Source organism: Micrococcus sp. LASM2_SD2 (genome assembly GCF_057364565.1).
The window spans coordinates 1-5,540 of the sequence record NZ_JBNFOB010000163.1 but is presented as its reverse complement, the minus strand read 5'-3'; the positions used below and the strand labels follow the sequence as shown (position 1 = coordinate 5,540).

Sequence of the window (5,540 nt, the reverse complement as noted above, 5' to 3'; positions counted from 1 at the left end):
AGCGACCGTGACGAGGACGACCGTGACACGGCGGCCGCACGACAAGGGCGGCCGCAACCGTAACCGCGGCGACCGTGACGACGACGAGCGCGGCTCGCGCCGCAACCGCCGCAACCGCAACCGCAACGACCGCCAGCGCAACCGCCGCGGCCGCGGCGGCCCCGAGGTGGACGACACCGAGCTGACCGAGGACGACGTCCTGCAGCCCGTGGCCGGCATCCTCGACGTGCTGGACAACTACGCGTTCGTCCGCACCTCCGGCTACCTGCCGGGCCAGAACGACGTGTATGTCTCCCTGCAGATGGTCAAGAAGTACGGCCTGCGCAAGGGCGACGCCGTGGTCGGCGCCATCCGCGCCCCCCGTGAGGGCGAGAAGCGGAACAGCGGCGGCGGCAACCGCCAGAAGTTCAACGCGCTCGTGAAGCTCTCCACCGTGAACGGCTCCCCGGCCGAGGAGGACCCGACCCGCGTCGAGTTCTCCAAGTTGGTCCCGCTGTACCCGCAGGAGCGCCTGCGCCTGGAGACCGACCACAAGCTGGTCGGCCCGCGCGTGATCGACCTGGTCAGCCCGATCGGCAAGGGCCAGCGCGGCCTGATCGTCTCCCCGCCGAAGGCCGGCAAGACGATGATCCTGCAGTCGATCGCCAACGCGATCACCACGAACAACCCCGAGGTCCACCTCATGATGGTGCTCGTCGACGAGCGCCCGGAAGAGGTCACGGACATGCAGCGCTCCGTGAAGGGCGAGGTCATCGCCTCGACCTTCGACCGCCCGGCGGACGACCACACCACCGTGGCCGAGCTGGCGATCGAGCGCGCCAAGCGCCTCGTGGAGCTGGGCCGCGACGTGGTGGTCCTGCTGGACTCCATGACCCGCCTGGGCCGCGCCTACAACCTGGCCGCCCCGGCCTCGGGCCGCATCCTCTCCGGCGGTGTGGACTCCTCGGCGCTGTACCCGCCGAAGAAGTTCTTCGGCGCCGCCCGCAACATCGAGAACGGCGGCTCCCTGACCATCCTCGCCACCGCCCTGGTGGAGACCGGCTCCCGCATGGACGAGGTCATCTTCGAGGAGTTCAAGGGCACCGGCAACATGGAGCTGCGCCTGTCCCGCCAGCTCGCCGAGCGCCGCATCTTCCCGGCGGTGGACGTCAACGCCTCCGGCACCCGCCGCGAGGAGGCCCTCCTCTCCGCCGAGGAGATCAAGATCATGTGGAAGCTGCGCCGCGTGCTCTCCGGCCTGGAGACCCAGCAGGCACTGGAGCTGCTCACCAACAAGATCAAGGACACCGCATCCAACGCCGAGTTCCTCATGCTGGTCTCCAAGACCACCCTGGGCTCGAAGGGGGACGACTAGTCCCCACCGTCACGCCGCCCCGGCGGGAGCACCTGCTTCCGCCGGGGCCGGCGTCGTCGTGTCCGCCCCGGCGCGCATCCCCGCCCCTCCGCCCGCCTGTCGAAAGGCCACTGTCGTGTTCGACTCCGTCACCGAGCTGCTCGCCGAGCACCGCGAGCTCACCGAGCGCCTGGCCGACCCGGCCGTGCACGCGGACCCCTCCCTCGGCCAGGCGCCTGGGGAGGCGGTATGCGGAGCTGGGGGCCGTCGTCGCCGCCCACACCGCGTGGAGGCAGGCGGAGGAGGACCTGGCCGACGCCACCGAGCTGGCCGCGGAGCCGGGGGAGGACGGCGAGGTCTTCGCCGCCGAGCTGCCGGGTCTGACCGCGCGCCGGGACGAGGCCGCCGAGCGGCTGCGGCGCGTACTCATCCCACGCGACCCGGACGACGCCCGGGACGTGATCGTGGAGGTCAAGGCCGGCGAGGGCGGCGAGGAGGCCGCCCTGTTCGCCGGGGACCTGGTCCGCATGTACCTGCGCTACGCCGAGTCCCGCGGCTGGTCCTGCCAGGTGCTCTCCGCCACCGACTCGGACCTGGGCGGCTACAAGGACATCCAGATCGCCGTGCGCGGCAAGGGCTCCGAGCCGGCCGAGGGCGTGTTCGCCGCCCTGAAGTTCGAGGGCGGCGTCCACCGTGTGCAGCGGGTGCCCGTCACCGAGTCCGCCGGCCGCATCCACACCTCGGCCGCCGGCGTGCTCGTGCTGCCGGAGGCGGACGAGCCGGAGGAGGTCCGCATCGACCCGAACGAGCTGAAAGTGGACGTGTTCCGCTCCTCGGGCCCCGGCGGCCAGTCCGTGAACACCACCGACTCCGCCGTGCGCCTGACACACCTGCCCACGGGCATCGTGGTGTCCATGCAGAACGAGAAGTCGCAGCTGCAGAACCGCGAGGCCGCGCTGCGCGTGTTGCGCTCCCGCCTCCTGGACCTGCAGCGCCAGGAGCGCGAGGCCGCCGACGCGGCCGCCCGCCACGGCCAGGTCCGCACCCTGGACCGCTCCGAGCGGTGCGCACCTACAACTTCCCGGAGAACCGGATCGCGGACCACCGCTCCGGGTACAAGGCCTACAACCTGGACGCCGTGCTGGACGGGGACCTGGGGCCGGTCATCGCCTCCCTGCAGGAACAGGACGAGCAGCGCCGCCTCGACGCCCTCGGCGGGGGCGCCGGATGAGCCCCCGGGACGTGCCCGCGGCCGGCGGCGCCTCCGGACCCACGACGACGGACTGGCACCTGCTCGTCCGCGGTGCGGTCCGGAGCCTGGCCGGTTCCGGGGTGGACAGCCCTCGCGCCGACGCCGAGCGGCTCGCGGCCCACGTCCTGGGCCTGGACACCGGCGCTGCCCTGGCGAGGATCCTGGCGGGAGCCGAGGCCTCACCGGAGGACGCGGCCCGCTTCGCGGAGCTCGTGGAGCGGCGCGCCGAGCGCGTGCCGCTGCAGCACCTCACCGGACAGGCCCACTTTCACGGTGTCGGCCTGCAGGTCGGCCCCGGCGTGTTCCTCCCGCGGCCGGAGACCGAGCTGCTCGTGGAGGCCGCCCTGGACGCGGTGGCCGGGACCGACCGCCCCGTGCTGGTGGACCTGTGCACCGGCTCCGGAGCGGTGGCCGCGGCCGCTGGCCGAGGCCCGCGCCGCAGAGCAACGTCCCGCCGAGGTCCACGCCGTGGAGCTGGACCCGGCGGCGCACCGATGGGCCGCGCGCAATCTGACGCCACGGGGCGTGCACCTGGTGCTCGGCGACGCCGCCGCCGCGCTGACCGAGCTCGACGGCACGGTGGACGTGGTGACCGTGAACCCGCCCTATGTGCCCGAGGGGCAACTGCCCGAGCAGCCCGAGGCGCGGCTGGACCCCGCACGGGCCCTCTACGGCGGCGACGCCCGGGGCCTGCGGATCCCGCTGGCCATGGCGGCTGCGGCAGCACGGCTGCTGCGGCCCCGGGGGAGTTCTGGCCATGGAGCACGACGAGACCCACGGCCCGGAGCTGGTCGCCGCCGTGCGCGCGCAGGGGGCCTGGGCCGAGGTCACCGACCGCGACGACCTGACCGGCAGGCCACGGCGGCTGCACGCCGTGCGCGCCTGACCGGGACACCCGACGATGATGGAAGAATGGACAGCGTGAGTGAGCTGATCGACGTCACCGACACCTCTGACCTGCACCATGCGGTGGAGCGCGCCCGCGCCGCGCTCGGCAACCGTGAGTGCGTGGTGCTGCCGACCGACACCGTCTACGGGATCGGCGCGGACGCCTTCTCCCCGCTGGCCGTGGCCGTGCTGCTGGCCGCCAAGGGCCGCGGCCGCACGATGCCTCCGCCGGTGCTCATCTCGGACCGCAACGTCATGCAGGGACTGGCCTACGACGTCCCCGAGGAGGCCGAGCTCCTGGCTGAGAGGCACTGGCCGGGTCCGCTCACCCTGATCCTCAAGTCCCAGCCGACCCTGACCTGGGACCTCGGCGAGACCCGGGGCACCGTGGCCCTGCGGGTGCCCGCGGACCCCGCCGCACGCGAGCTGCTCTACGCCGTCGGCCCCATGGCCGTCTCCTCCGCCAACCGCACCGGCATGGACGCCGCGACCACCGTCCAGGAGGCAAAGGAGATGCTCGGGGAGACCGTCTCGGTCTACCTGGACGGCGGACCCCGTGCCGACAACGTGCCCTCCACGATCGTGGACTGCACCGTCACCCCGTTCCGCGTCGCCCGCCAGGGTGCCCTGCCGCTCGAGGTGCTGCGCGAGACCGTCCCGGACCTGCTGGCCGAGGGCGAGGACGCCCCGCCGCCGGCCACCGCCGAGGACGTCGACCCGGCCGTCTTCGCGGGGGAGACCCCCGCCGCGCCGGGCGCCGGCGAGACCCACGGCTCCCACCCGGCCGAGGCAGACGAGCACCCGCGGGGGGCCTGACCCGCCGCATGCGTGCCTATGTCCTGATCATCGCAATCACGGCGCTCACCTGCCTGGTGACGACGCCGCTGATCCGCCAGGTCGCGCTCCGGGGTCGTGCCTACACCCCGCACCGCACCCGGGACATGCATGTGCGCGCCGTCCCCAAGCTCGGCGGCGTCGCCATGGTCATGGCCGTGCTGGTCGGCATGACCGTGGCCGGCACCGTGCCCTTCATGGACGGCATCTTCACGGACTCCGCCCCCGTCCGCGGCCTGATCGCGGCCCTGGGCATCATCACGGTGCTCGGCATCGTGGACGACCTCTGGGATCTGCGCTGGTGGGCCAAGATGGCCGGTCAGATCGCTGCGGCCCTGGCCGTCGCCCTCGGCGGGATCCGTGTGGAGGCCATGCCCGTCGGCTGGATCCCGGTCGGAGACACACCGGTGCAGATCCTGCTCACCGTCTTCGTGATCGTGCTGACCATGAACGCCATCAACTTCGTGGACGGCCTGGACGGACTCGCCGCCGGGGTCGCCCTGATCGGCGGCTCGGCGTTCTTCCTGTACTCGTACCTGCTGACCCGGACGATCAACGAGTTCGACTACTCGAACCTGGCGACCCTGATGATGGCGCTGCTGGTGGGAGCCGCGGTCGGCTTCCTGCCGTACAACGTCAGCCCCGCCAAGATCTTCATGGGCGAGGTCGGGGCCCTGGTCATCGGACTGCTGCTGGCCTCCGCCGCCGTGGCCGTCACCGCGGACGTGGGCGCCCTGGACGGCTTCCGGTTCCGCAACGTCCCCGCCTACATGCCGATCCTGCTGCCACTGGCCGTCCTCGCGCTGCCACTGATCGACCTGACCACGTCGGTGATCCGGCGGACCGCCCGCGGCTCCAGCCCGTTCTCCGCAGATCGCGGGCACCTGCACCACAAGCTGGTGGACGGCGGCTACACCCAACCGCAGGCCGTCGCGCTGCTGTGGCTGTGGAGCTTCCTCGTCTCCTGGGGTGCGGTGTCCCTGAACTTCTTCGACGACCGCTTCGTGCTGCCGGTGATGGCCGTGCTCCTGCTCGCGGCCGGCTACCTCACACTGCACCCCATGGTGCGCCGCCGTCGCCGGGCGGGCGAGACCACCCCGGACGAGGTCGACCCCGAGGAGATCCGATGACCGCCCGCCGACGTCGCTCACCGCGCGAGAACACGTGCGGCTGGTGGGGGATCCTCGCCGGCTCCGTGGCGGCCGCCGCCGCCGCGGTGGCCCTCTGCGCGCT

Annotated in this window: 4 protein-coding genes and 2 pseudogenes; all 6 read left to right on the top strand. The window is 72.7% G+C overall.

What is annotated here, in order from left to right; genetic code table 11:
- Window positions 1–1,354, top strand: a 1,354-nt coding sequence (gene rho, locus AC2W7A_RS08905; protein WP_485991049.1) for a transcription termination factor Rho, incomplete at its 5' end; no start/stop codon positions are given.
- A gap of 115 nt (window positions 1,355–1,469) precedes the next feature.
- Window positions 1,470–2,564: pseudogene (gene prfA, locus AC2W7A_RS08900) on the top strand (peptide chain release factor 1).
- A pseudogene (locus AC2W7A_RS08895) lies at window positions 2,561–2,782 on the top strand (hypothetical protein); the annotation flags it as partial. The pseudogenes prfA and AC2W7A_RS08895, both read left to right, overlap by 4 nt.
- Before the next feature lie 560 nt (window positions 2,783–3,342).
- Window positions 3,343–3,471 carry a hypothetical protein gene (locus AC2W7A_RS08890; RefSeq protein ID WP_485991050.1) on the top strand — a complete coding sequence of 43 codons (129 nt, stop codon included), beginning with the start codon at window positions 3,343–3,345 and terminating at the stop codon, window positions 3,469–3,471.
- Window positions 3,472–3,497: 26 nt separating this feature from the next.
- Window positions 3,498–4,289 carry an L-threonylcarbamoyladenylate synthase gene (locus AC2W7A_RS08885; protein WP_485991048.1) on the top strand — a complete coding sequence of 264 codons (792 nt, stop codon included), beginning with the start codon at window positions 3,498–3,500 and terminating at the stop codon, window positions 4,287–4,289.
- An 8-nt stretch (window positions 4,290–4,297) separates the two neighbouring features.
- Window positions 4,298–5,437: an MraY family glycosyltransferase gene (locus AC2W7A_RS08880; protein ID WP_485991047.1), complete on the top strand. Its 1,140-nt coding sequence runs from the start codon at window positions 4,298–4,300 to the stop codon at window positions 5,435–5,437.
- Window positions 5,438–5,540: the final 103 nt, after the last annotated feature.